Raw genomic sequence first — 22,901 nt, 5'->3', positions numbered from 1 at the left:
ATATGGAGTACCCATCAAAGCTTATAGAAAATGCTGTAACAGAAATTTCCCGTCTTCCTGGAATTGGTAAGAAAACAGCATTCAGACTTGTTATGCACTTGCTGAGATCTGAAGAATCTGCATCAATAAATTTGAGCGAATCTATTGTTAAGCTTCGTACACAGACACGTTATTGTGAAAAGTGTGGGATGGTGAGTGAAGAAAGTCTGTGTAAATATTGTGCCTCAGCTAAAAGAGATAAATCACTTCTATGTTTGGTAGAAGATATACCAGATGTTATTGCGATAGAAAATACAGCTCAGTTTAATGGTGTTTATCACATCCTTGGCGGGTTAATTTCACCAGTCAATGGTATAGGTCCGGATGATTTGAGAATCGCCGAACTTTTTGACCGTATCAATGATAAAGAAAACCCGGTTAAAGAAGTTATCCTTGCTCTTAGCCCTACAATGGAAGGGGATACAACTTCATTTTATTTAAATAAAAAATTGGCAGAAAGAGGAGTTGAAGTATCAACTATTGCCAGGGGAGTACCGCTAGGTGGTGAACTGGAATATGCTGATGAACTTACATTGGGCAGAAGTATAGTTACCCGCACTAAGTATTCCTGATCTGGGATTACTAATAATCCTTGTTTTCTTGATTAATTTCAAAATAATTGTTGCGACTTATTAAAAAATCTTCAAAGTATTAGGTCTGAATCAATCATGGTTTTAATTTTGGGACACTATTAATTAAAAACCTAAATAATTATGGCTATAAAATTGGCAGACAGGGTAACATCTATGGCAGAATCAGCAACGCTGGCCATGGCTGCAAAAGCTCGTGAATTCAAAGCTAAAGGAATTGATGTTATCAGTTTAAGTCTTGGAGAACCTGATTTTAAAACTCCTAAGCACATTCAGGAAGGCGCTAAAGAAGCTATCGACAGTGGTAAGTATTTTGGATACCCACCAGTGAACGGATATGCTGATCTTCGTGAAGCAATTGCCAATAAGCTTAAGACCGAGAATAATATCGAATCAAATCCAGAACAAATTGTTGTTTCTAATGGAGCGAAGCAATCTCTGGCAAATCTTTTTCAGGCAATCATTAATCCGGGTGACGAGGTAATTATTTATGCTCCTTACTGGGTTTCATATGAGGCTTTGGTTGAATTGGCAGGAGGCGTTCCTGTTTACATTACCGGAGAGCTTGAAAACGAGTATAAGGCATCTGCGCAACAACTTAAAGATGCTATAACTGAAAAAACTAAAGCAGTAATCTTTTCTTCTCCTTGTAACCCTACAGGATCGGTATTTACAGAAGAGGAGCTAAATGAAATGGCTGATGTTCTTAAAGGTCATCCGGATATTATTGCTATCGCTGACGAAATTTATGAATTGATAAACTATACAGGTAAGCATGTTAGCCTTGCTTCAATTGACGGTATGGTTGACAGAACTGTTACTGTTAATGGATTTGCAAAAGGATTTGCAATGACAGGATGGAGAGTTGGATATTTATCAGCACCAATTCAAATAGCTAAAGCTTGTAATAAAATTCAGGGGCAGCTTACCAGTGCCAACTGTTCTATTGCCCAGCGCGCTGCACTTACAGCCTTGACAACAGATTTAGGTCCTTCAAAGGAAATGGCAGCAGAATATTTAAGAAGAAGGGATTTTGTTTATGAACTTTTAAACGATCTTCCAGGCTTTAAAACAAATATACCTAAAGGTGCATTTTACTTTTTCCCGGATGTTTCGTATTATTTCGGAAAATCTGATGGTAACAAGACGATAAATAACTCTTCAGACCTTGCAATGTATATCCTTGAGGAAGCTCATGTATCAACAGTTGCGGGTGAAGCATTTGGTTTACCAACATCCATCAGGTTAAGTTATGCTGCTTCGGAAGAAGAATTAAGGGAAGCAGTTAAGCGAATGAAAGTAGCTTTAGCTAAATTGCACTAATGGATTTTTCATCAATTGATAATATATTAAAAGAATTTACCCGGTTAAAGGTATTGATCATCGGTGATGTGATGATCGATTCCTACACCTGGGGTAAGGTAGAACGAATCTCACCTGAAGCGCCTGTGCCTGTAGTCAATGTTTCCAGAAGGGAAAAAAGACTTGGTGGTGCTGCAAACGTGGCAATGAATATAAGAGAGTTGGGGGCTACTCCAATTTTATGTTCTGTAATAGGCGATGATCAGGAAGGAGATGAGTTTCTACATCTGCTTAAGGATAATGCTCTACCTGATCAGGGTATCATTAGGAGCAAGACCAGGATGACTACTAATAAACTTAGGGTGTTGTCAGGATCTCAGCAAATGATGAGAATTGATCATGAGACTGATACTCCTCTTGTTAAGCTGGAGGAACAGAGTCTGATAGGTCATATTAAAAGATTGATCGATAAAGGTGTTGATGTTGTGATCTTTGAAGATTATGACAAAGGAACGATCAATGAGCATGTGATCAGTGAAACAGTATCCTATGCCAAGGATAAAAATGTACCTACTGTTGTTGATCCGAAGAAGAGAAATTTCAATTTTTATAAAAACGTAACTTTATTTAAGCCTAATCTCAAGGAGCTTAGAGAAGGACTTCATGTTGATGTTCAAGGCAATAACCGTACACAAATAGATGAAGCAGTTAAATTATTGAAAGATAAATTAAATGCCGATTCAATTTTGTTAACCCTTTCTGAGCATGGAATTCATTATAATGCCAATGGCAGGTCTGTTTACCTTGATGCTCATTATCGAAGAATCTCGGATGTTTCGGGTGCCGGAGATACAGTGGTGAGTATTGCTGCATTATGTCTGGCGTTAGGACTAGAACCTGATGTTCTTGCAGGTCTGGCGAATTTGGGAGGAGGAATTGTCTGCGAATATCTTGGCGTAGTTCCTGTTGACAGAGACAGGCTAAGAGAAGAAGCATTGAAAAATAACATCCCTACATAGCGTGTTAAAATCTCTGATCGACAGAATAAATACACTACTTTTTGATAGTAAGGAAGCCGTTCTCAAGGCCATTGGTGGTCTTGGAAATGTTGCCTTTATTGCTGGCTTTAGCTTACTGATTTATTTACAAGGCTTCGAATTACCGTTAAATGCACAAAAAGCCCTTGCTTTCTGGCTTGAAGTTGTATTTGCAGTATTTATCTCAACCTTTATAATCAAGCTGATATATAGCTCCGAAAGGAAACAATTTTTAAAAGCAAACTTAATTGAGTTTATAATGCTTTTACTAATTGTTTTTAATGGTCTTTTTAACCTATTGACCGAAGCTAGTCTTTTGCAACGGATATATACTTTTTTTGGTGAAGGAGATTATTTTCTTTTCTATAAAAAGGTGTTTTCAGTATATATGTTGATTATCCTGATGATTGAATTCGTCAGGATTATTGAAAGCATTTCTCAGGTCAATGTCAAGCCAGCAGTGTCATTTATTGTCAGTTTTATTTTGCTGATTTTGACCGGGGCAGGATTATTAATGTTGCCTACTGCAAGTGTTGGAGCTGATTCAATGTCATTTATTGATGCGTTGTTTACTGCTACCAGTGCTACTTGTGTTACTGGTTTAATTGTCGTTGATACTGCTACATACTTTTCATTTAAAGGACATTTGGTGATATTAATACTTATGCAGTTAGGAGGTATTGGTATTGTGTCGTTCGCAACTTTCTTTAGTGGGTTTTTACGTCATGGTGTTGGTATCAAACAACAGTCATTAATCCAGGATCACCTAAATTCTGATTCGCTGGCATCGGCAAAAGACCTGCTGAAGCGTGTAGTGATTTTTACCTTGATGATTGAGCTACTAAGCTTTTTTCTTATTTATACATCATGGGAAGATGACTCAATATTTTCATCAATTAGTGAAAAAGTATTTGTCAGTTTCTTTCATGCTGTATCTGCATTTTGTAATGCCGGGTTCAGTCTCTTTACCGACGGTCTTTATAATTCGATGGTAGCAAGTAGTTATGCCTTGCATGTCATTATTATAATGACTGTGATTTTTGGAGGGCTTGGCTTCTCTACACTTCAGGATTTATTTTCAATCAGAAAGCTTAGAGACAGACTTAATAATCCCTGGAAAGACTGGGAGCTTGGAACTAAGGTAGCTGTATACATGGCAGCAACTTTACTTGCCTTTGGAACATTGATGTTTTTTATTCTTGAGAGAAACAACACTCTTGAAGGGAAGAACTTCATGGAAGCATTGATCACTAGTTTTTTTCAGTCAGGAACTGCCCGTACTGCAGGATTTAATACGGTGGATTTTTCAATGCTTACGATGCCGACAATTTTCATATTTGTGTTTCTTATGTTTGTTGGAGCATCATCGGGTTCAGTTGGTGGCGGTATTAAGACAAGTACCTTCTTTATTATTGTTCAGTCTGTTATCGCTACAATCAGAGGTAATAAAAAAGTAGTAATTAACAAGCAGTATATTCCTAATAGTATAATATTCAGAGCACTGTCAACTTTTGTTTTTGCAGTTGTTTTAAACCTAATAGGTATTTTTGTTTTGTCTATTACTGAGCAGGGAAGGGCATTAGAGCAATTGATATTTGAGCAAGTAAGTGCTTTTGCTACTGTTGGGTTGTCAATGGGATTAACTCCCGAGCTATCTTTTGGAGGAAAAATAATGATTATTATTTCGATGTTCCTTGGAAGGGTGGGAACCCTAACCTTTGCGTTAGCCTTGAGTTTTAGAGGATGGAAGGATACAGCAAGATATCCTAGGGCAAGCTTAATGGTTGGCTAAGTATCCCCAGCCAACCAGTAATTTCTATTTTGAAGTATAACTCTTCACAGTTTCAATAAATACTTTTACTTTTTCAGGATCAGTATCAGGATATACTCCGTGTCCAAGATTGGCAATATGTCTTAGTCCTTTAAACTGATCTAGCATTTTTATAGTCTCAGCTCTTACTTCACTTGCAGAACCATAAAGTGCACAAGGATCAAGATTACCTTGGAATGTCTTATTTGGACCGGCCATTTTCACAGCAAAATCAACAGGAGTATTCCAGTCTAGTCCCAGGGTATTACAATCAAGCTTACCAAGAGAATGCATAGAAAAGTATGCGCCTTTAGAAAATACTGTCACCGGAACTTCATCAATAGAGTCAACCAACTGTTTGATATAAGGAATTGCAAATTCTTCATATTGATCAGGACTCAGAATTCCAGCCCAAGAGTCAAAAATCTGTATAAGGTTAGCTCCTGCTTTGATTTGTTCGGCAAGATAAGAGGCAGTACAATCAGTAATAGCTTGAAGTAGGGCGTGAGCAGTTTCAGGCTCAGTATATAACATTTTGCGAGCTTTGCTAAACGTTTTTGATCCACTTCCTTCTACCATGTATGCCATGATTGTCCAGGGTGCACCTGCAAAGCCAATTAACGGTACTCTATCATTAAGTTCTTTCTTAGTGATTTTGATAGCTTCGATTACATAGCTTAGCTTGTCAGCCATATCTGAAGTAGAGAGTTTTTTGACGTCCTCCATTCCTGAAATGGTTTTAGGGAATACAGGTCCTCTTTTTTCAACCATATCATAAGGAAGGCCCAAAGCTTCTGGTATCACCAAAATATCCGAAAAGATAATTGCAGCATCCACATCGAGAATGTCGACAGGCTGGATAGTCACTTCAGCAGCTCTTTCAGGGTTTTTTACCAGGTCAACAAAGCCATTAAGCTTCGATCTTACTGCACGGTATTCAGGTAAAATTCTTCCGGCTTGTCTCATTAACCATACCGGAGTTCTTTCTACGGGCTCGCCCTTTGCGGCCCTGATCAAAAGGTCATTTTTTAAAGGCATGTGCAAATATACATAAATCCATCGCTGCACCCCATAACATTAAATAGCATAAATCGTAAAATTTTATCTAGCTTTGTATAAACATTAACCCAAAAGCAGTATGAAATTTCTTTTTGATACATTCGAATCCTGGAAAAAGCATTGCCAGGAAAACGATTTATCGGTATATCAGCCAGTGATTAATTACGAGGTTGATCAGAAGGGTAAGAAGGAGGAGCATATCTGGGATGGTATGCAACGTGCTCTTGATGTGATGAAAGATGCCGTTAACTCAGGCTTAGCCACAGATATGACCAGTCACTCCGGCATGGTAAATAATGGTGCGAAGAAAGTTTGGAAATCAAAGCAGCACGTTCTAAATGAAGGCTTTACTAAGATGATCTCAAGAGCTCTGGCGGCAAAAGAGGTTAATTCATGTATGGGAAGAGTAGTTGCAGCCCCTACTGCAGGCGCTTCCGGCATTATGCCTGGTGTGCTGACTACCTTACAGGAAGAACATAATATCCCGGATAAGAAAATACTTGAATGTATGCTTGTTTCTGCAGGTATAGGTCTAATCATTGAAAGGAATGCAGGAATTGCAGGAGCAGTAGGAGGATGTCAGGCTGAAACTGGCACTGCTGCAGCAATGGCAGCAGGAGCAATTGTTCATGCTTTTGATGGTACAATTGATCAAATATTTAACTCCGTTGGCATTACAATACAATGCATGCTTGGGCTTATATGTGATCCGGTGGCCGGACTGGTTGAGGTGCCATGTATCGTTAGAAATGCCAGCGCAGCAGCGATAGCAAATTCCTCTGCTCAAATTGCCTTAGCTGATATGGATGCGGTTATCCCGGTAGATGAGTGTGTGATGGCAATGGGAGAGGTTGGTCAGAGTATGGAAGACCGATACAAAGAAACAGCTTTGGGTGGACTAGCAAATACCCCAACTGGTAGATCAATAGCAAAAAGGGTTCTTATTCAGGATATTGAAATGCTTCCTGATGAAGAAAACGATAAAGATTAAATAAAATGCTTCAGGTCTGGCAGTATAAATCTTACTGCAAAGGTGATTGCTGCCGACCAGAATATTGCTGAAACCAGCATTGATGGGATGATCTTTTTGGGTGGGGCTCCTACTGCATTGATTAGTAAGGCTCCTCCAATTGGAGTAAATATTAAAGGAGTAAGCATAGAAACTCCCCAAATGCCATATTTGGACCAGATTTTTACAAATTGTCTACTTCTTTTAGAAAATTTCTTCTTTTTATTTTTCGCATTCTTTTTTGCCCGGTATTCTTTTATCTTTTCGCTTAAAACTGTGATGATAATAACGCTTGTCATCATTCCTAAGGCCGTCAAAACAACGGTTTCGATATAAGAAAAACCCATTGAAGTTCCTGCAACCGGACCAAAAATAAACTTGACCATGCTACTGCCAAAAACAAATAAATACTTGGAAATTTCCTCAATCATATTTCAACTATCACTAAACTTTCAATGTCTCCTGAGAAATTTACTCCGGGGAAGTGTAAGGATTAAAACAAAACTTAAAAGTACGAAATGTATATCTTATTTAACTAAAAAATATAGATTAGGTTTTCGGTCCGAAAGAAAGATCACCGGCATCTCCCAAGCCTGGTACAATATAAGAATCATCGTTTAGACCATCATCAATAGTTCCAAGGTATAATGAATATGCAAAGGGAAGATTTGCATTAAGATATTTTACTCCTTCAGGTGCCGCAATTACACTTGATATATGTAAAGATTGCCAGGAACCGAAATTTGATAAATGTTCAACCGCTTCTACCATAGATTTACCTGTTGCTAACATGGGGTCAATAACAATTACATCTCTGTTGGTCAGGTCAGGAAGGGCAGCATATTCTCTTTTTATTGTAATTTCTTCACTGTCTTTTTCAACTCTTTGCTCTCCTATAAAACCCATATCTGCATCATCAAACATATTCATGAACCCGTCTAGCATTGGTAATCCGGCTCTTAAAATTGTAATAATCACAGGTGGCTTACTTAATTTATAACCTTTGGCAGTACCAAGTGTGGTTTCAATTTCGTAATCCATATAATGAAGCTTTTTTGACACTTCAAATGCTAATAGTGCGCCTACTTTTGAAAGATTAGCTCTAAATAAAGGACGGTTTTTCTGGATAAGTGGGTTTCTCAGATTTCCAAAAAATCGATCAGCAATGGATCTTTGGTCGGTAAGTACGAACATGAGTTTAAAATATATACTATTTAAGCAATGAGTTAAACAAATTTAATCATTATACCAAAATGCTGTGCAACAATTTAAAAAAATGCATTTTTGCACTATGTACGATATGTTAAAACAGTTGTGCGAGGTGTTTGCTCCATCTGGTGATGAAAGTAGAATGACTCGTTTTTTGGTAGATTATATTAATGCAAATAAAGCAAACTGGAGTGTTCAGCCTGAAATTATTCACGGCGAAGAATGGCATGATAATATCATTTTAGTTTTTGGAAAACCACGAACTGCAATTTTTGCGCATATTGATAGCATTGGGTTTACGGTGAGGTATGAAAATCAGCTTGTCCCTATTGGTGGGCCAGATGCACAATCTGGTTATATGCTGAAAGGCGAAGATTCACTAGGCGATATTGTTTGCAGACTCGAGATGAATAAAGAAGGAAATCTTTTTTATCATTTTGGAAGACCAATAGACAGAGGAACAAATCTGGTTTTTGATTGTAATTTTAGAGAAACAGATGAGTATGTTCAAAGTTGCTATCTTGATAACAGGCTAGGTGTGTTAAATGCTCTTAAGGTAGCTGAGACACTTAAAGACGGAATCATTGTATTTTCTACAAGGGAAGAACATGCAGGAGGGGCAGTGCCTCAAATAGCAAGGTTTATTTATGAGAAATATGGAGTAAGGCAAGCGCTTATTTCGGACATAACCTGGGTGACAGATGGAGTGCATCATGGCAAAGGAGTTGTGGTATCCATGCGTGACAGAGGGCTGCCAAGAAGAACCTGGCTAAATAAAATTATTAAATTGGCTAATGAATCTGGTATTGCTTACCAATTGGAAGTCGAGGGTAGCGGTTCTAGTGATGCTCGAGAATTACAATCTTCTCCATATCCGTTTGACTGGTGTTTTATTGGTGCCCCAGAGGATCACGTTCATAGCCCTGACGAAAAAGTTTTTAAATTTGATTTTGAATCCATGATCAGGATGTACAGTTTCCTGATGAAAAATCTTTAAATTAAATATATGGAGATACAAGGTAAGACTGCAAGACTCTACATGAAAAAAGATGTATTAATGAGTAGAGTGAGCGAAATGTCTGAAATGTTGAAAAGTGAATATAAAGATAAAGATCCTGTCTTTCTGATTATTTTGAATGGAGCATTTATGTTCGCCTCTGATCTGCTAAAAGGATTAGACTTTGATTGTGAGATCAGTTTTACCAAGGTTGCCAGTTATGAAAACACAGAATCAACAGGCGAAATAAAATCTTTAATAGGAGTGAATGAACAGCTAGCCGGGCGTGATGTTGTAATTGTTGAAGATATTGTTGATACTGGCAACACTATGAAATGGCTTTTAGATGAGCTAAATCGAATTAATGTGAAATCAATTGCTACCTGTGTTCTTTTGATGAAACCGGAAGTTTTTAACAATCAATTTGAAATCGATTTCCTTGGTTTTGAGATTCCTAATGACTTTGTTGTTGGGTATGGAATGGACTTTAATGGTTACGGAAGAAACCTTCAGGACATTTATCAATTGGATTAACCCGATATTTTATCCTAAACTTCAGGTTTAGTTTATATATTTGCTTTTTATTATCCCTAAATGCAAACAAAATAATATCATGCTTAATATAGTTCTGTTTGGCCCTCCGGGTGCCGGAAAAGGTACGCAAAGTGCCAAATTGATTGAAAAATACAATTTAACACATATATCAACAGGTGATTTATTTCGAAAACACCTTGGCGAAGGAACCGAATTAGGAAAAAAAGCACAGACCTTCATGGACCAGGGAAGACTTGTTCCGGATAGTCTGGTTATCGATATGGTTCGTGATAAAATTAAAGGTGACGGCCAGGTAAACGGGATTATCTTTGACGGATTCCCAAGAACTGTTGCTCAGGCTGAGGCTTTAGATCAGTTAATGTCAGAACTTGAAACTGACATAAATGGCATGGTTGCTCTTGAGGTGCCAGAAGACGAACTTAGAAACAGAATAATGGAAAGAGGTAAGACTAGTGGTCGTACTGATGATCAGGATTCTGAAAAAGTTACTACAAGAATTCAGGTATATGAAAAAGAAACTCTTCCAGTGGCTGAATTTTATAAAAAACAAGACAAGTTTTTCAGTATCAATGGTGTAGGTTCAATTGAAGAAATTTTCAATAATATCTGCGGTGTCATTGATCAGGTGAAATAAATCCAATCAATGTCTGGAAATAACTTTATCGATTACGTGAAATTCTGCTCCCGCTCCGGTCATGGAGGTCCGGGAGCTGTTCATTTCAGGAGAGAGAAACACGTACCCAAGGGAGGTCCTGATGGTGGTAACGGAGGCCGTGGTGGTCATGTTATTTTAAAAGGTAACAGTCAATTATGGACGCTACTCCATTTGAAATACAGAAAACATGTGATCGCAGAAAATGGGATGCCAGGTGGTAGTATGAAAAGTACTGGTGCTGATGGTAAAGATGAAATACTTGAAGTCCCATTAGGAACTGTTGCTAAAGACTCTGAAACTGGTGAAATACTATGTGAAATCACTGAGCATGATCAGGAAGTTATTCTTTCTCCTGGAGGAAGAGGAGGTCTTGGTAATGAAAATTTCAAGAATTCTGTAAATCAGACACCACGTTATGCCCAGCCAGGAGAAGAAGGTGAAACTCGTTGGGTAATCCTTGAACTTAAGTTATTGGCAGATGTCGGACTTGTAGGTTTTCCTAATGCGGGTAAATCAACCTTATTAAGTTCTGTTTCTGCTGCTAAGCCTGAAATAGCAGATTACCCTTTTACAACATTAACTCCCAATCTTGGAGTAGTAGGTTATCGCAACGATCAGTCATTTGTTATGGCCGATATCCCAGGTATTATCGAAGGTGCAGCAGAAGGTAAAGGGCTTGGGCTTCGCTTCTTAAGACATATTGAAAGAAACAGTATGTTGCTGTTTTTAGTACCCGTAGACGCTGAGGATCTTAATAAGGAATATGAAATTCTGGTCGATGAATTAAAGAGATATAACCCGGAGTTATTAGACAAACAGCGACTTATAGCCTTGTCAAAAACAGATATGCTCGATGAGGAATTGATGAAAGAAATGGAGCAAACATTGTCATTTGATGTACCATATGTGTTCATTTCGTCTGTAACAGGACAGGGGATTCAGACGTTAAAAGACAAGATTTGGCAGACGCTAAATTCTGACCGCTGACAAATTGTCATCAGAACAGCTTTTGGCAAACTAATTGAAGAAACATTGCAGGAATTATAATTTAAGTGATATGAGTAGTTCGCAAAAGGATACAAAAAATCAACAAGAACAGGAAGTGAAAGATATTAATCAGGAAAAGGAAGTGGAGAACGCTGTTGAGGAAAAAGAACTTGGAAAAGAACAAAATGAATCAGAGAATCAGTCTGAGGAGTCTAAACTTAAAGCTGAGGTAGATTCTCTGAACGATAAATATATTCGATTATACAGTGAGTTTGAGAATTACCGTAGAAGAACTGCCAAAGAGCGTTTGGAAATGGTAAAAACGGCAGGAGAAGATATTTTGAAAGATCTTTTGCCAATCATGGATGATTTCGAAAGAGGGTTAAACGCTATGAAGGATGAAAATCCTGACGTTGTGGCTGGAGTTAAACTTATTCATGACAAACTTGCAAGAGTATTAGAATCAAAAGGAGTTAAAGTGATGGATGTTAATCAGGGAAGCGTGTTTGATGCAGACTTCCAGGAAGCAGTAACTGCTATTCCTTCACCATCACCAGAATTGAAAGGCAAAGTCGTAGATGTGATTGAAAAGGGATATATGATCGACGAGAAAGTTTTACGATTTGCTAAGGTAGTAATTGGATCTTAATTATGGCGAAAAGAGATTATTACGAAGTACTTGGAGTAGACAGAGGAGCATCTGAAACTGAAATAAAAAAAGCTTATCGGAAGCTTGCTATAAAGTATCACCCGGATAAAAACGACGGTGATCCTGAAGCTGAAGAAAAGTTTAAAGAGGCAGCAGAGGCTTATGAAGTCTTAAGTAATAAAGATAAAAAGGAAAGATACGATCGCTTTGGTCACGATGGAATGCGTGGTGCAAGTGGTGGTATGAACATGGATGATATCTTTTCTCAATTTGGAGATATTTTCGGTGGTAGTGGTAATCCTTTTGAATCATTTTTTGGTGGTGGAGGCGGCGGAGGTCGAGCTCGTCGCAGAAAAGGTTCTAATTTAAGAATTAAACTTAAGCTCACTCTTGAGGAGATGGCTAAGGGTGCAGATAAAAAAATCAAGGTTAATCGCCTTGTATCTGCGGAAGGAGCAACTTTTAAAACTTGTACTTCATGTCAGGGAACAGGCCAGGTAAGAAAGGTAGTTAATACTATGCTTGGTCAAATGGTTTCAAGCAGTACTTGCCCTACTTGTGGAGGTAGTGGACAGATAGTTGAAAATGTGCCTCCGGGAGCAAATAGTCAGGGACTGGAGCCGAAAGAAGAAATAATTTCAATTAAAATACCTGCCGGTGTTTCTGATGGAATGCAACTTTCAATGTCAGGCAAAGGTAACGAAGCACCAAATGGTGGAGCTGCTGGAGATCTTTTGATTCTTATTGAAGAAATTGAGCATGAAACTTTGAAAAGAGATGGCAATAACGTTGTCTTTGATCTTTATATAAGTTTTATAGATGCTGCCTTAGGCGAAGATGTGGAAATACCTACACTTGACGGAAAAGTTAAGATTAAAATCGCGCCAGGTACACAAAGTGGAAAAGTCTTACGCTTGAGAGGTAAGGGAATAAAAGACCTTAATGGATATGGTGTTGGAGATCAGTTAATTCACGTAAATGTATGGACTCCAAAGACATTAACCAAAGAAGAAAAACAAGCGCTTGAAAACCTTAAAGCAAGTAAGAATTTTAAGCCAAATCCCGGAAAAAATGAAAAGGGATTCTTTGAAAGGATGAAAGAGTACTTTTAATATAATATACAGATATAATTCTTTAATCGGCAATCGTGTTGTTAATGCGGTTGCCGATTTTTATATTAGAGGGTTATGCAACTTATTGAATAAAGGTTACGTTACTGATAACGATGTTGTTGAGAGTTATATTTTATAGTGTCTGTGTTATAGCCGGTGTGTTTGAAATAAATGCGCAGGATAAGAAGCATATGGATGTGGACCCTATTCCGGGAACAACATTTGTGCGTCTTAATGTAACCTCGGTAGAGGCAGTCAGCTATTTAAAGCCTTCCCAAAACAGCAAACCACTAAATCTCTATTTCATTTCTGAAGATGAAAACAGTCTGCCAAGATTAGAATCTAAAGTTCTGGGGCCTATGCATGATGTAAGTGTAATGGTCGAAAAGCCAAGGATGGCGAATAGTGGTCTTCTTGGCTTAGGTATTTTTGGAGCAGAAGATTATAAGGAAAAATGTAATTTGTATCTTGGGAGAGATCATGCTTATGAGTTGGACCTTAAATATGGAACTGGTAATGCCTATTTGGACCTATCAGGAATACCGATAAGGAAAATGTCGATAACTTCGGGTAGTGCTGACGTTTTTGTGAACTGTAACAGGAATATGCCTAACCCCTCAGAGCTGGATACATTTAACATCAAGTCAGACCTCGGCAAGATATATATTAAAAATCTGAATGAATTAAAAGCCAAAGTTGTAAAGGCAAACATTAGTTTTGGAAGCGTTGAGCTTGAACTTAATGATCAATTGCTAAACAATACACATGTTCAGGCTAGTTTAGGTGCAGGTAGTTTAAATGTAATTTGCAATAACCAGTCAATACCTGTAAAAGTTGTTATTCAAGATTCTCCTCTTTGCAAAATTAAGTTGAATGAAAAGTTCATTCAGGTTTCAAAAAATACTTTTGTCAATCAAGCCTTTCTAGACAGAGTATCTCCTAATCAGTATTATATAAGATTTGACCTGGCTGTAGCTATGGGTAATATCTCTTTCAAATAATTCAACTTAGTTGGCTGAATTTTTATTTCAAACGATTGAAATGGTTTGAAATTTTTTTGTATCTTAATGATAACCAACCAAATAAATTCAACCAACATGAGAAACTCGACAAGACTCATCCTGGTCATGATATTCATGGTCTCGATGTCATCGTGTGAATGGGAAGACAATCCAGTTCACAGGAACAATTTTGTTCAAATTTCAAAAAGTGAGATCAACTCCCTGATCGACAAATCACTTCAACAAAACGACCAATTTACATGGAGTACATTATCAGATAATGAACTTTATAGTGCAATTATTGCTTATGACAGTGTAGCTGTTATAGGTTATCAGCCCTTGGAGATTTCAGAAATTAACTGGAATTCAATTGATGTTTCTTCCGGAGAATGGTCAAATTCGGTAAAACATATAATCGATAAGGTGGAAGATGCTCATTCAAGGGATGGGATTAAGATTCCTGATGAAGGTCTTCTTTCCAATGCGCATGATCAACTACCATTCTTGAAAATTAAAATTTCTTCGCCTGCAGCTGTTGCTGCTCTACGAAAAATGGGTGAAGTTAGGTTTGTAGAGCCTTACACTTATTATTATTCAGAAGAGGAGGAGGATGCAAATTCCAGAATCATGAGTAAGTTAGGATGTGGCAACTCGCCAGATTCATATCTAGAGCCAGAAGATTTTGTTTCAGCATCTCCATCCGTGAAAATCCCATGGAACTATTATAAAAGTAATATTCCTCAGGCATGGGCTAAAACTACCGGGAAAGGTGTTACGATTGGTATGATCGATACTGGTATTTCTCCTGATCAGGCATTGTTAAACTCGCAGTTTAACTCAGGGAATTCTTCAGGAAGATATATTCAAAAGTATGGAACCTATGTTAGCTCCTGGTGGTGGTGGGCAAACCCTGATGGACCCAATGATAAATGCGGTCACGGAACTCAGATGTCAGGAACTATAGCAGGACCTAGAGGAACTTCCGGAGCTTCGGTAGGGGTGGCTTATAATGCCAATTTTGTAGGTGTAAGAGGAACCGGAGATGTAGTCATCGAAGGAGGTAATGAAAAAGATGGTGTTACTGATGCTTTAGTTCTTCTTGGTAATCGCACTGATGTACGAATTATAAGTATGTCAATAGGATCTCCATTGTCTAGCGGGCAAGTAGCTGATGGTATAAGGTATGCATATGCAAGAGGTAAGCTGATCTTTTGTGCTGCCGGTACCTCAACATCTCTGACTACTTGGTATGGGGTTATATTTCCTGCAAATATGAATGAAACTGTTGCTGTAACTGGCATTACTGATGCCGGTTATAAACGCTGTAGTAATTGCCATTCCGGTAGCAAAGTAGACTTTACAATTGTTATGCAGCGCGATTCTGATAGCGACCGCACCAGTCTTACGCTGGCTCAAAGTGGAAGTGCACCATCAAGAGTAGGTGGGTCTTCTGTTGCAACAGCAACTACCGCTGGAATTGCAGGTCTTATATGGAGTACAGATTTAAGTCAATCAAGGGCAGAAGTACTTGATAAGCTAAAACGCTCAGCCGAATTGTATCCAAACAGGAATGGTTCATTCGGATGGGGAACAATTGATGCAAACAAGGCGATAACACTTCAATAATACCATATTACCATTTAAATAAAAAAGCTGCTGTTATGGCAGCTTTTTTTGTATTTTAGATGAAGATTTATCATTCAAATTTTTTTAATGAAACCAGTAGTTGAAGCAAAGAATATTACCAAGCGCTATGAAAATCATTTAGCTCTTGATGATATTAGTCTTGAAATTAATAAAGGTAAAATATTTGGGCTTTTAGGTCCGAATGGAGCCGGAAAGACCACATTTATTCGAATTCTAACCAATATAATTGCAGCCGACTCCGGACAGATATTTATCAATGGGGAAGGATTAACTTCAAAGTCCATCGAGAAAATCGGATACATGCCTGAAGAAAGAGGGTTGTACAAGAAAATGAAAGTCGGAGATCAATTGATGTATCTGGCCGGACTTAAAGGCATGAAGAACGCAGAAGCAAAAGAATCTATCATGTCCTGGATGAAGCGGTTTGAAATGAAAGGATGGTGGAAGAAAACCGTACAAGACCTTTCTAAAGGAATGCAGCAAAAGGTACAGTTTATCAGTACCGTAGTTCATAATCCTGATTTGATCATCCTTGATGAGCCATTTTCTGGCTTTGATCCTGTAAATGCCAACCTGGTTAGAGATGAAATAATCAGAATGAAAAATGAAGGTAAGACAATAATACTTTCAACTCATAGAATGGAATCTGTAGAGGAGCTTTGTGATGAAATCGCTCTTATAAATAAATCGAAGCTTATTTTATATGGTGAGAAAAATGATGTTAAGATGAAGTTTAAGCAAAATGTTTGGGCATTGGGACATTCACCAGGTGATTTAGTGTTGTCTACCGGGGAGGTTGTGAATATAACCCGTTCAAATGGCATGCAAGTTTCTGAAATAAAGTTATCGGGGAATTTTAATTCAAATGACCTGATTAGGGAAGTAGTAGAGCAGCAGCAAATTATGTTCTTTCATGAAAAACTTCCTTCAATCAATGAAATTTTTATCCAATCTGTAAGTGAACCAAATGAATAAGATATTTTTAGTTATAAAGCGAGAGTACCTCACCAGGGTGACAAATAAAACCTTTATTATAATGACCTTCCTGACGCCACTTTTGGTCGTTGGAGTATATGCTTTGATAATTTTTCTTTCTGTTAAAGGAGGTGATGAAAACAAGAATATAATTGTTCTTGATGAATCGGGTAATTTCAAGGAAGCACTTGTTTCAACAGGCAAATTATCATTTGAGTTTTTGTCAGATAATACAGATGCAGAAAAAGCCAAAAGCACCTATCTGGAGTCAGAATCTTATGGCCTTCTTTATATACCAAAATATAGCGGGTTAGATCCCTCTGATGTTGTATTGAGAACCAAAGGAAATCCTGGGATTGGAACACTGACTACTATTGAATCATTAATGGAAGATGAAATAGAAAAGAGAAAAAGACAGGATAAGGGTATTTCCGAAGAAGTGTTAAATGAAATAAAGGCAAATATTGATATAACTACTATCAACCTTAGTGAAGATGGTACAGAGAGAAAAACTTCTGCTTTAGTAGGTACAATAGCTGGAGGTGTTAGTGCTTACTTGATATTTATATTCATTTTGGTTTATGGTAGTCAGGTTATGCGAGGTGTAGTGGAAGAAAAATCAGGTAAAATCGTTGAGATAATTGTTTCTTCCGTTAAGCCATTTCAATTAATGATGGGTAAGATCATTGGAATAGCAGCTGTTGGACTTACTCAATTATTCATGTGGCTAATTTTAACATTGATATTATTTGGTATTACAACAGCAGTGATTGGTCAGACTGAAATGATGAATACTGCAATTGAAAGCCAAAGTCAGATGAATAGTGCGCCCGTAGATGATTCGATGGTATTTCAGATTAAAGCATTTACAGATGCATTATCTTCGATTAATCTACCACTTATAATTGGATGTTTTATATTTTATTTTCTAGGTGGATTTTTAATCTATGCATCATTGTTTGCTATGATCGGTTCGGCTGGTGATTCTGAAACTGATGCGCAGCAATTTACATTTCCGGTGATACTTCCTATTTTAATCAGTATAGGAGTAGGGTTGCCAGCTGTTGAAAGTCCAAATGGTACAGTGGCTACTATATTTTCAATGATTCCTTTTACTTCTCCTGTAGTTATGATGGCTAGATTGCCATTTGATATACCAACATGGCAAATTATTTTATCGATGGTATTGTTAATTCTGGGAATATTGGGGACTGCCTGGGTTGCAGGAAGGGTTTACAGAATTGGAATCCTGACAAGAGGAGCAAAAATGTCTTATAAGAAACTTTTCAAATGGATGGTTAAAAGTTATTAATGATAAGTTGTTAACCTGCAGTAATCTGTTTATTGCAGGTTGCTGCTTGTCTAGGTGTGTTTGTTTCTATGATTTCAGGTGATTTAGAATTTTCGCATGGCCTGTCTAACATCAGGGAAATCCAAAAAGCTGCATATTTCCTTTCTTCCGGCGTACTTTCGTTATATTTTGATTTAACTGCATTTACATGATAGTTGTAAGTACAGTGAATTGTTGCGGTGGCCTTTTGTGTATATTGATGGTTTAATATGGTGTTTTCGGCAATCACAATAAAAAAGGCTATAATCACCAAGAGCGACAGGGTTACTACAGAGGTTTTCATGGCTGATAGTTTTATATTCCTAAAACGTAAATATATCCCGTTTTGATGCGTTTGTATTTTAATTTATTTTTAATTTATGTTAATTTTTTAACCCCCTAGTTCATGGCCAGACGACAAAATGATGGGAATTTTTGGTTTGAAAGCAATAAGTTCATCCGATGGGTGATTCTTCTTGTTGCAGCAGGAATTAGTTTGGCTACAATTATTTACACTAATATTTTATCAAGAAAATTAAAGGAAAGGGAAACTGAGTCAATTGAATTGTTCGCCAAGGCATTAGAATTTGTGAACAATACAGAGAATGCAGAAAATTTACAATTCGTATATAATGAAATAATTGGTGCTAATTCTTCAGTTCCATGTATAGTTGTTGATAGTGCTGGTAATGCCATTATGCATAGAAATATCGATTTGCCTGAATCTGCCTCTGCGGAAAGGAAAAACGAATTGATAATGGCTGAGCTTGAAGACATGAAAGAGGAGCATGACCCTATAATTATTCAGGCCAGACTTGATAATACAGTATATAATACCTGGGAACTATATTATAATAACTCAAGTTTGTTTAACCAGCTTAAATATTACCCTTATGTTCAATTGTCTATTTTGTTAATGTTTGGCTTTCTTGTTTATGTCGCATTCTCATATAGTAAAAAGGCTCAGCAAAATAAGTTATGGGTTGGTTTGGCCAAAGAGACTGCCCATCAGTTAGGGACACCGATTTCATCACTAATAGCCTGGGTTGAATATTTTAAAGCAGTTCCTGAGTTTCGGAATAATGACTATATAAAGGAGGTTGAAAAAGATATAGAACGCTTAGAGTTGATTACAGAGAGGTTTTCAAGTATAGGAAGTACACCAGCGTTGACAGAAGTTAATCTTGTTGATCATGTTAGATCGACGATAGCTTATTTGCAAACCCGAATATCTAAAAAAGTAAATATTGAAATAGAAACTGTTGTTGACCCGACAATGGTAAGTTTGAATCCTTCTCTATTTGCCTGGGTAATTGAAAATATATGTAAAAATGCCGTGGATGCAATGAACGGTCAGGGAGATATTAAGTTAAAAATAATTAAGGCAAATGAAGGAAAGGTGTTTTTAGATATATCAGATACAGGGAAGGGTATCTCAAAAAGCCAGGTAAAAACCATTTTTGAACCTGGGTTTACCACAAAGAAGAGGGGGTGGGGCCTAGGCCTTACTTTAGTGAAAAGAATTGTTGAAAGCTATCATAAGGGTAAGATTTATATTAAGAGAACTGAAATTGATATGGGCACAACATTTCGAATTATTCTTCCTTCGGTTAATTCTGGTCAGGCGTGATAATGTTTCAGTAGAAACTAATTGATTTCTATTGATTGTGAATTTGTTAATAAAATGTTATTTATATTAACAATGTAGGAAAATTAAGCGTTTAGTATAGTCTTTTGTTGATTTTTAACTCAGTTATTGTTAAAATTGAGTTATGAAAAATTCTATAGAAACAAAAAAATCGGTTTTAAAGAAGTTAATTGAAAGTGAAAATGATGTAAATACGCTGGAGAGAATCGGCAATATTCTAGGAGCAGATGCTGATTCATCAAGCCTTAAAGGAGGGCATAGCCGTCGGACATTGACCCAGAGCGGCAGGCTTCTCAGTCTGAGGGAAACTGATGACTACTTAAGTCGAAGACACGGACTATAATATATAACCCTGACAAAACAAGTTTGTCAGGGTTTTTTTATGGAATATATATAACCTCAGAGGGTGATTTTTTAGATTCTTTGATGCAACCGATTGAACTTCTGTCATAAATTTTATTATAAGCTTTGGTTTCAGACAAATTAGTTCTACTTTTGCAGTCAAATTTTAAGGTTGCAGTTTCTTAATATTTAGAACATACAATGGCAAATATTGGTAAAGTATCCCAGGTTATTGGTCCGGTAGTGGATGTAAGTTTCGAAGGAGGAAATCTTCCTGACATTTTCGATGCACTAGAAGTGACAATGCCTAACGGGCAAAAAAACATTCTTGAAGTACAGTTGCACTTAGGAGAAGATCGCGTTAGAACGATTGCTATGGACGGTACAGAAGGTCTTGTTAGAGGACTAGAGGTCGTTAATACTGGTGCAAACATATCAATGCCTATCGGTGATGATATCAAAGGTCGATTATTCAACGTAGTTGGAGAAGCAATCGATGGTATTCCTCAACCAGCAGGTGCTAACAAACTTCCTATCCATAGAGAAGCTCCAAGATTTGAGGACTTGTCTACAGCTTCAGAAGTATTATACACAGGTATTAAAGTAATTGACTTGATCGAACCATATTCAAAAGGTGGTAAGATTGGTTTGTTTGGTGGTGCCGGTGTAGGTAAAACCGTACTTATTCAGGAGTTAATTAACAACATTGCAAAAGGTCACGGTGGTCTTTCTGTATTTGCCGGTGTTGGTGAGCGTACTCGTGAGGGTAATGACCTTCTTAGAGAGATGATCGAAGCTGGTATTGTAAAATACGGTGAGAACTTCCTTCATTCAATGGAAGAAGGCGGATGGGATCTTAGCAAGGTTGACCCTAATGAATTAAAAGAATCTAAAGCTACATTCGTATTCGGACAGATGAATGAGCCTCCAGGAGCACGTGCTCGAGTAGCTCTTTCTGGACTTACGTTAGCTGAATATTTCCGTGATGGAGAAAACCCAGGTGAAGGACAAGGTAGAGATATCCTTTTCTTCATTGATAATATATTCCGTTTCACTCAGGCAGGTTCTGAGGTGTCTGCACTTCTTGGTCGTATGCCTTCAGCTGTAGGTTACCAACCAACACTTGCTACTGAAATGGGAGCTATGCAGGAGCGAATTACTTCAACAAAAAATGGATCAATTACTTCAGTACAGGCTGTTTATGTACCTGCCGATGACTTAACTGACCCTGCTCCAGCTACAACTTTCGCTCACCTTGATGCTACTACAGTACTTTCAAGAAAGATTTCTGAGCTTGGTATCTACCCTGCTGTGGATCCTTTGGATTCAACTTCAAGAATTCTTTCTCCGGATATCGTTGGTAACGAGCATTATGATTGTGCTCAGCGTGTTAAGGAGATTCTTCAGCGTTATAAAGAACTTCAGGATATCATTGCTATCCTTGGTATGGAAGAACTTTCTGAAGAGGATAAAATGGTTGTACACAGAGCAAGACGTGTACAAAGATTCCTTTCTCAGCCATTCCACGTTGCAGAGCAGTTTACTGGTCTTAAAGGTGTGTTAGTTGATATTAAAGAAACTATCAAAGGATTTAACATGATCATTGATGGTGAGCTTGATCATCTTCCTGAAATGGCGTTCAACCTTGTTGGTGGTATCGAAGATGCAATCGCTAAGGGTGAGAAAATGCTTGCAGAAGCTAAATAAATTTTAAAAACATAAAACAAGAGAGTTTTCTTTCTTGTTTAACTATACTGTGGGAGATATGTATCTAGAAATAGTAACCCCTGACAAAAAGATCTTTGAAGGAGCTGTTCTATCAGCTACTTTTCCTGGATCAAAAGGGTCTTTTCAGGTTTTGAATAACCACGCACCTATTATCAGTTCATTAGATAAAGGTACTTTATCTTATGTTACAAAAGATAATACTAATCATGAGATCACCGTTGATGGTGGTGTTGTGGAAGTTGCCAGCAACAGAGTGGTTGTTCTTGCAGAAAAGGTTATTCAGGAATAGGATCTTTATATAAGACAACAAAAAAAAGACCGATGATTATTCATCGGTCTTTTTGTTTTTATTGCTTTTACCTCCAAACCTTCTAAACATCTTCTTTTCAAATTCCCAGAAGAATTTAAATTGACCAAATATAAAGGCATATACCAAAAGTAATACCTGGTAAATCATAAATGTCATTATAATCACAAAAGGAAATTTTATCCACGGTGAAGTATCATGGCCCATTCCGGCAGCTTCCAGGATAAACATTTTTAATGATACTGCTGTTGAACCCGTTAAAGCAAACACAATCAATACTATTGCTACTTGCTTACCACTCTTAAGATTCCAGCGTTTTTGTAATTTCTCGTACCACTTCATTTGATAATATTTTCAATGGGAATTTCTATTTCACCCAGTTCAAGCATTGCATTAATCAGCGTAACCGATTCAAATTTATCAAGGTCTCTTACATTAAAATCTATTGTGCTGATAGTTCGATCTTCAAGTAATTTTTCTCGTCGTGTACCTTTTAATAATGGGTTAAGAGGTGTGAAATATTCCTCTCCTTTCTTAAAGACTAAATTTGAGTATGAACTATCAGTTACTTTACCTTCTTTAATAATGACTATGTCATCAGCTTCGTTACGTTGATCATATAAATGCATTAGCCTTTTTCTATCTTCAAATTTAAAACTATAATCTAAATCAGAAGTTTCAATCAGCCTTAAGGAGGAAATCTTTTTTGGTATATATTTATTTATACTTATTTCTCTTAACTTCTGATCATAAACCAGTCGTATCTTATACTTATCCTTTTTTTGAGGAAGCTCCTGTTTTGATAATACTTTTTCTAAATCTATCGGTTTACAGTCAGGAAAGTAGAAATCAAATGTCCTGTTTATTCTCGACTGATGATATTTCAGCAGAGGTGATTCATTGTTCACTAAAC

General features: G+C 37.3%; 25 protein-coding genes. 19 read left to right on the top strand and 6 right to left on the bottom strand.

All coding sequences use genetic code 11. From position 1 onward, the window contains the following. Positions 1-2: 2 nt before the first annotated feature. From recR to HH304_RS09930, 4 genes are all read left to right on the top strand, one after another. Positions 3-611 carry a recombination mediator RecR gene (gene recR / locus HH304_RS09945; protein WP_169680913.1) on the top strand — a complete coding sequence of 203 codons (609 nt, stop codon included), beginning with the start codon at positions 3-5 and terminating at the stop codon, positions 609-611. 141 nt (positions 612-752) lie between these two features. Further along, entirely contained in the window at positions 753-1,952 is a 1,200-nt protein-coding gene (locus tag HH304_RS09940; protein WP_169680911.1) for a pyridoxal phosphate-dependent aminotransferase, read from the top strand. Further along, positions 1,952-2,950: a bifunctional heptose 7-phosphate kinase/heptose 1-phosphate adenyltransferase gene (locus tag HH304_RS09935; protein ID WP_169680909.1), complete on the top strand. Its 999-nt coding sequence runs from the start codon at positions 1,952-1,954 to the stop codon at positions 2,948-2,950. Before HH304_RS09940 ends, HH304_RS09935 begins: the two co-directional genes overlap by 1 nt. Position 2,951: 1 nt before the next feature. Next, positions 2,952-4,760: a TrkH family potassium uptake protein gene (locus HH304_RS09930; protein ID WP_169680907.1), complete on the top strand. Its 1,809-nt coding sequence runs from the start codon at positions 2,952-2,954 to the stop codon at positions 4,758-4,760. A 24-nt stretch (positions 4,761-4,784) separates the two neighbouring features. On the opposite strand, the gene hemE is transcribed toward HH304_RS09930, so the two are convergent. After that, a complete protein-coding gene (gene hemE, locus HH304_RS09925) occupies positions 4,785-5,816 on the bottom strand; it encodes a uroporphyrinogen decarboxylase (RefSeq protein WP_169680905.1) in 1,032 nt (343 codons plus the stop codon). Positions 5,817-5,916: 100 nt separating this feature from the next. Between hemE and sdaAA the strand changes: the two genes are divergently transcribed. Further along, positions 5,917-6,828, top strand: a complete 912-nt coding sequence (gene sdaAA, locus HH304_RS09920; RefSeq protein WP_169680903.1) for an L-serine ammonia-lyase, iron-sulfur-dependent, subunit alpha — start codon at positions 5,917-5,919, stop codon at positions 6,826-6,828. Here the strand turns inward: sdaAA and HH304_RS09915 are convergent. Both HH304_RS09915 and upp read right to left on the bottom strand, forming a co-directional pair. Next, complete coding sequence (locus HH304_RS09915) at positions 6,825-7,277, bottom strand: hypothetical protein (RefSeq protein ID WP_169680901.1); 453 nt, start codon at positions 7,275-7,277, stop codon at positions 6,825-6,827. The two genes, sdaAA and HH304_RS09915, sit on opposite strands and share 4 nt — an antisense overlap. Before the next feature lie 118 nt (positions 7,278-7,395). Continuing rightward, positions 7,396-8,040 (bottom strand): uracil phosphoribosyltransferase, encoded by a 645-nt coding sequence (upp, locus tag HH304_RS09910; RefSeq protein ID WP_169680899.1) that lies wholly within the window; start codon positions 8,038-8,040, stop codon positions 7,396-7,398. 106 nt (positions 8,041-8,146) lie between these two features. Between upp and HH304_RS09905 the strand changes: the two genes are divergently transcribed. The 10 genes from HH304_RS09905 (at position 8,147) to HH304_RS09860 (ending at position 17,945) form a co-directional block, all read left to right on the top strand. Continuing rightward, entirely contained in the window at positions 8,147-9,052 is a 906-nt protein-coding gene (locus HH304_RS09905; RefSeq protein WP_271711579.1) for a M20/M25/M40 family metallo-hydrolase, read from the top strand. A gap of 9 nt (positions 9,053-9,061) precedes the next feature. Continuing rightward, positions 9,062-9,586, top strand: a complete 525-nt coding sequence (gene hpt, locus HH304_RS09900) for a hypoxanthine phosphoribosyltransferase (protein ID WP_169680897.1) — start codon at positions 9,062-9,064, stop codon at positions 9,584-9,586. A gap of 79 nt (positions 9,587-9,665) precedes the next feature. After that, the gene (locus tag HH304_RS09895; protein ID WP_169680895.1) at positions 9,666-10,241 is read left to right on the top strand and encodes an adenylate kinase; all 576 of its coding nucleotides are present in this window, start codon (positions 9,666-9,668) and stop codon (positions 10,239-10,241) included. A 9-nt stretch (positions 10,242-10,250) separates the two neighbouring features. Beyond that, positions 10,251-11,249, top strand: coding sequence for a GTPase ObgE (obgE, locus tag HH304_RS09890; protein ID WP_169680894.1), 999 nt, complete (start codon positions 10,251-10,253; stop codon positions 11,247-11,249). 70 nt (positions 11,250-11,319) lie between these two features. Then, the gene (locus HH304_RS09885; protein ID WP_169680892.1) at positions 11,320-11,898 is read left to right on the top strand and encodes a nucleotide exchange factor GrpE; all 579 of its coding nucleotides are present in this window, start codon (positions 11,320-11,322) and stop codon (positions 11,896-11,898) included. Positions 11,899-11,900: 2 nt separating this feature from the next. Next, positions 11,901-13,010, top strand: coding sequence for a molecular chaperone DnaJ (gene dnaJ, locus HH304_RS09880; RefSeq protein WP_169680890.1), 1,110 nt, complete (start codon positions 11,901-11,903; stop codon positions 13,008-13,010). A gap of 113 nt (positions 13,011-13,123) precedes the next feature. Continuing rightward, entirely contained in the window at positions 13,124-14,011 is an 888-nt protein-coding gene (locus HH304_RS09875) for a hypothetical protein (protein WP_169680888.1), read from the top strand. Between the two features lie 96 nt (positions 14,012-14,107). Then, positions 14,108-15,637 carry a S8 family peptidase gene (locus HH304_RS09870; RefSeq protein WP_169680886.1) on the top strand — a complete coding sequence of 510 codons (1,530 nt, stop codon included), beginning with the start codon at positions 14,108-14,110 and terminating at the stop codon, positions 15,635-15,637. Positions 15,638-15,724: 87 nt separating this feature from the next. Beyond that, positions 15,725-16,633, top strand: a complete 909-nt coding sequence (locus HH304_RS09865; RefSeq protein ID WP_169680884.1) for an ABC transporter ATP-binding protein — start codon at positions 15,725-15,727, stop codon at positions 16,631-16,633. After that, entirely contained in the window at positions 16,626-17,945 is a 1,320-nt protein-coding gene (locus HH304_RS09860) for an ABC transporter permease (protein ID WP_169680882.1), read from the top strand. The genes HH304_RS09865 and HH304_RS09860 overlap by 8 nt, the downstream gene beginning before the upstream one ends. Before the next feature lie 10 nt (positions 17,946-17,955). Here HH304_RS09860 and HH304_RS09855 read toward each other — a convergent pair whose 3' ends face one another. Further along, on the bottom strand, positions 17,956-18,267 hold the full coding sequence (locus HH304_RS09855; protein ID WP_169680880.1) for a hypothetical protein: 312 nt from the start codon (positions 18,265-18,267) through the stop codon (positions 17,956-17,958). 102 nt (positions 18,268-18,369) lie between these two features. Between HH304_RS09855 and HH304_RS09850 the strand changes: the two genes are divergently transcribed. The 4 genes from HH304_RS09850 (at position 18,370) to atpC (ending at position 21,970) form a co-directional block, all read left to right on the top strand. After that, positions 18,370-19,593, top strand: coding sequence for a sensor histidine kinase (locus tag HH304_RS09850; protein WP_169680878.1), 1,224 nt, complete (start codon positions 18,370-18,372; stop codon positions 19,591-19,593). A 142-nt stretch (positions 19,594-19,735) separates the two neighbouring features. After that, complete coding sequence (locus HH304_RS09845) at positions 19,736-19,954, top strand: hypothetical protein (RefSeq protein ID WP_169680876.1); 219 nt, start codon at positions 19,736-19,738, stop codon at positions 19,952-19,954. 200 nt (positions 19,955-20,154) lie between these two features. Continuing rightward, positions 20,155-21,660 (top strand): F0F1 ATP synthase subunit beta, encoded by a 1,506-nt coding sequence (gene atpD, locus HH304_RS09840; RefSeq protein ID WP_169680874.1) that lies wholly within the window; start codon positions 20,155-20,157, stop codon positions 21,658-21,660. Between the two features lie 58 nt (positions 21,661-21,718). Next, a complete protein-coding gene (gene atpC / locus HH304_RS09835) occupies positions 21,719-21,970 on the top strand; it encodes an ATP synthase F1 subunit epsilon (RefSeq protein ID WP_169680872.1) in 252 nt (83 codons plus the stop codon). A 36-nt stretch (positions 21,971-22,006) separates the two neighbouring features. Here the strand turns inward: atpC and HH304_RS09830 are convergent, their stop codons facing one another. Both HH304_RS09830 and HH304_RS21400 read right to left on the bottom strand, forming a co-directional pair. Further along, positions 22,007-22,330 (bottom strand): DUF6787 family protein, encoded by a 324-nt coding sequence (locus HH304_RS09830; protein ID WP_169680870.1) that lies wholly within the window; start codon positions 22,328-22,330, stop codon positions 22,007-22,009. Then, positions 22,327-22,896 carry an aminotransferase class IV gene (locus tag HH304_RS21400; protein ID WP_169680869.1) on the bottom strand — a complete coding sequence of 190 codons (570 nt, stop codon included), beginning with the start codon at positions 22,894-22,896 and terminating at the stop codon, positions 22,327-22,329. Before HH304_RS21400 ends, HH304_RS09830 begins: the two co-directional genes overlap by 4 nt. Positions 22,897-22,901 lie beyond the last annotated feature (5 nt).

This window comes from Marinigracilibium pacificum (assembly GCF_012926615.1).
In the GTDB taxonomy this organism is placed as follows: domain Bacteria; phylum Bacteroidota; class Bacteroidia; order Cytophagales; family Cyclobacteriaceae; genus Mangrovivirga; species Mangrovivirga pacifica.
The sequence above is the reverse complement of the archived record's forward strand: the minus strand, read 5'-3'. Positions and strand labels throughout refer to the sequence as shown.